This is a genomic window from Mycobacterium zoologicum (assembly GCF_020181635.2).
GTDB classification, from domain to species: Bacteria; Actinomycetota; Actinomycetes; order Mycobacteriales; family Mycobacteriaceae; genus Mycobacterium; species Mycobacterium zoologicum.
The window spans coordinates 1-2,610 of sequence record NZ_JAYJJS010000071.1 but is presented as its reverse complement, the minus strand read 5'-3'; the positions used below and the strand labels follow the sequence as shown (position 1 = coordinate 2,610).

At 64.8% G+C, this 2,610-nt stretch carries 2 protein-coding genes; both read left to right on the top strand.

Features of this window, described 5'->3' with window-relative positions:
- Positions 1-179 precede the first annotated feature (179 nt).
- Positions 180-1,724 (top strand): IS21 family transposase, encoded by a 1,545-nt coding sequence (gene istA, locus K6T84_RS23770; protein ID WP_329786990.1) that lies wholly within the window; start codon positions 180-182, stop codon positions 1,722-1,724.
- Positions 1,721-2,464, top strand: a complete 744-nt coding sequence (locus tag K6T84_RS23765; protein ID WP_225401470.1) for an ATP-binding protein — start codon at positions 1,721-1,723, stop codon at positions 2,462-2,464. The genes istA and K6T84_RS23765 overlap by 4 nt, the downstream gene beginning before the upstream one ends.
- The last annotated feature ends 146 nt before the right edge of the window (positions 2,465-2,610 follow it).

Here is a 2,610-nt window from a genome sequence, read left to right as displayed (position 1 = left end):
TGGATATTGCGCTGGGTGAGAGCCACTGTTCCGCTGTTCGGTGAGCCACTGTTCCGGTCGGGGGTGGGCCAGTGTGACGCTGCGGGCTGAGCCGTGGCGCCGTTTCCGATCTTGTCGCGTGGGACCTTCGTCGGGTCCGTGCCATTGGGGCATGGACGTGACGAAAGGAGTCGCCGTTCATGGTCGACTACAAACAGATCCTTCGGCTTCGTGCTGAGGGTGTGTCCCAGCGTGGCATCGCTGATGCGTTGGGCTGTTCACGCAACACGGTGGCGGCGGTGTTCGCCGCGGCGAACACCGCTGGGGTGGGTTTTGGGCAGGTGGCGGACCTCGAGGCGTTCGAGGTCCGCCGCCTGTTGTTGCCCGAGCCGACCAAGCCCGACTCTGATCGGGCGGCACCGGATTTCGAGCATGTGCACCGTGAGCTGGCCCGCCCTTCGGTGACCTTGTTACTGCTGTGGAACGAGTACGTGGCCAAGTGCCGTGATGGCGGCGAGGTGCCGTATCGGTATTCGTTCTTCAACGAACAGTACCGCCGGTGGGTGAAATCGACGGGCGCCTCGATGCGGATCGCGCGTGATCCGGGCGAATCGATCGAGGTCGACTGGGCCGGTGATGCGATGAGCTTCGTCGACCCGCTCACCGGTGAGCCCTGCGCGGCGTGGCTGTTCGTCGCCGCCTTGTCGTACTCGGCGTACACGTATGTGGAGGCCTTCGCCGACATGACGCTGGCGTCGTGGATCGACGCCCATGTGCACGCGTTCGAAGCGTTCGGGGGTGTGGCACGGCTGCTGGTGCCCGATAACCTGCGCACCGGCGTCTCCAAGGCCGACCGCTACGAGCCGGCGCTGAATGCGGCGTATGCGCGGATGGCCGAGCATTACGGCACCGCCATCATCCCGGCCAGAGTGAAACGTCCCCGCGACAAACCAGTCGCCGAGGGCAGCGTGCGCTTCGTGGCCAACCAGGTCGCCGCGGTACTGCGCAACCGGCGGTTCGTAGGCCTTGCCGAGCTCAACGAGGCGATCTTCGGCGAGGTCGCCGAGATCAACGCCCGGCCGTTTCAGAAGCGGGAAGACTCCCGCCATATCGTGTTCGTCCGAGACGAGAAGCCGCTGTTGATCCCACTGCCGCACATCGGGTTTGAGCTGGCTGACCTACGAAAAGCCAAGGTGGGACCGAACTATCACGTGCAGGTCGACAAGAACTTCTACTCGGTTCCGGCCAAGCTGATCGGCCAGTCGGTGGATGTGCGCATCACCAGCCACACCGTGGAGATCTTCGACGGCACCGACCGCGTCGCCTCCCACCCGCGACGCAACGGGGTGCGTGGCCGGTACTGCACCATGACCGCGCACATGCCCGAGGCGCACCGCAGCCGGCTGGTCGATTGGACACCGCAACGTTTCGAGCAGTGGGCCGCCACCGTCGGCCCGAACACCGTCGCCACGATCACCGCGATCCTGGCCTCCCGCAAGATCGTTGAGCAGTCCTACCGGTCATGCCTGGGAGTGATGTCGTTGGCCAAAAAACCCGGCGGGATGGCCCGCCTGGAAGACACCTGCGGTGCGGCGTTGGCGGCAACACCGTCCCCGTCCTACACACTGATCAAAAAGCTCTGGGCCGGTTGGAAACCGGCCGACCCGCCACCACCGCCATCGCTGGGCGATGCGGGTTTCGTGCGCGGCGCCGACTACTACAGCGCCGACGGGGGCCAGTCGTGATCGATATCGAAACCCTCACCAGGCTCAAGACCATGCGCCTGTCGGGAATGGCCGAGTACTTCGAAAAACTCGCCGACACCACAGGTGCTGGGGCCTTGACCGGTCCAGAGATGGTCAAGCAGTCCGTCGACTGGGAGTACGAGCGCAGGCGAGACAACAAACTGCACCGGCTGCGCCGCCAGGCCGGCCTGGCTCAGCCCGACGCCGACATCGGCGACATCAAGGCCATGCCCGGACGCAATGTGGACACCGAGCTCATCACCCGGCTCGCCGTCGGCAGCTACCTGGTTAAACACCAAGACGTGATCCTGCAAGGGCCGACCGGCGCTGGGAAAACCTACGTGGCCTGCGCATTGGCCAACAAGGCCTGCCAGCAATACCGCAAAGTGCTCTACCTGTCTGCCGGCGAGCTGTTCGACCGGATCACGATCGCCGAACGCACCGATCAGAAGAAACGCTGCCTGGACACGCTGGTCAAAGTCGACCTGCTCATCATCGACGACTGGTTCCTCACCACACCGACGACCCAGCAGGTCCAGCAGCTGCACACCCTGATCGACCGGCGTCACAAGACCGCGTCGACGATCTACTGCACACAGCTACCACCCGGCCAGTGGCACGACCGGATGGACGAGAAGATCCTCGCCGACGCCATCGTCGACCGGATCACCACCAACGCGCACGCCACCGTCCTTGACTGCGACGATTCCATGCGCAAACACTTCAACCAGCTCAACTGAACAACGCTGAACGGGGCGGGCGGCACACCGCCGCTCGCCCCCAGCGGCGCCACGGCTCAGCCCGCCGCGTCACGGTGGCCCACTCTCCACCGGAACACTGGCTCACCAAGCAGCGGAACGCCGGCTCCCACCGACCGTAATATCCA

Coding starts and splice junctions, on each gene's coding strand:
- istA (WP_329786990.1), top strand. CDS start 180: ATGGTCGACTACAAACAGATCCTTCGGCTTCGTGCTGAGGGTGTGTCC.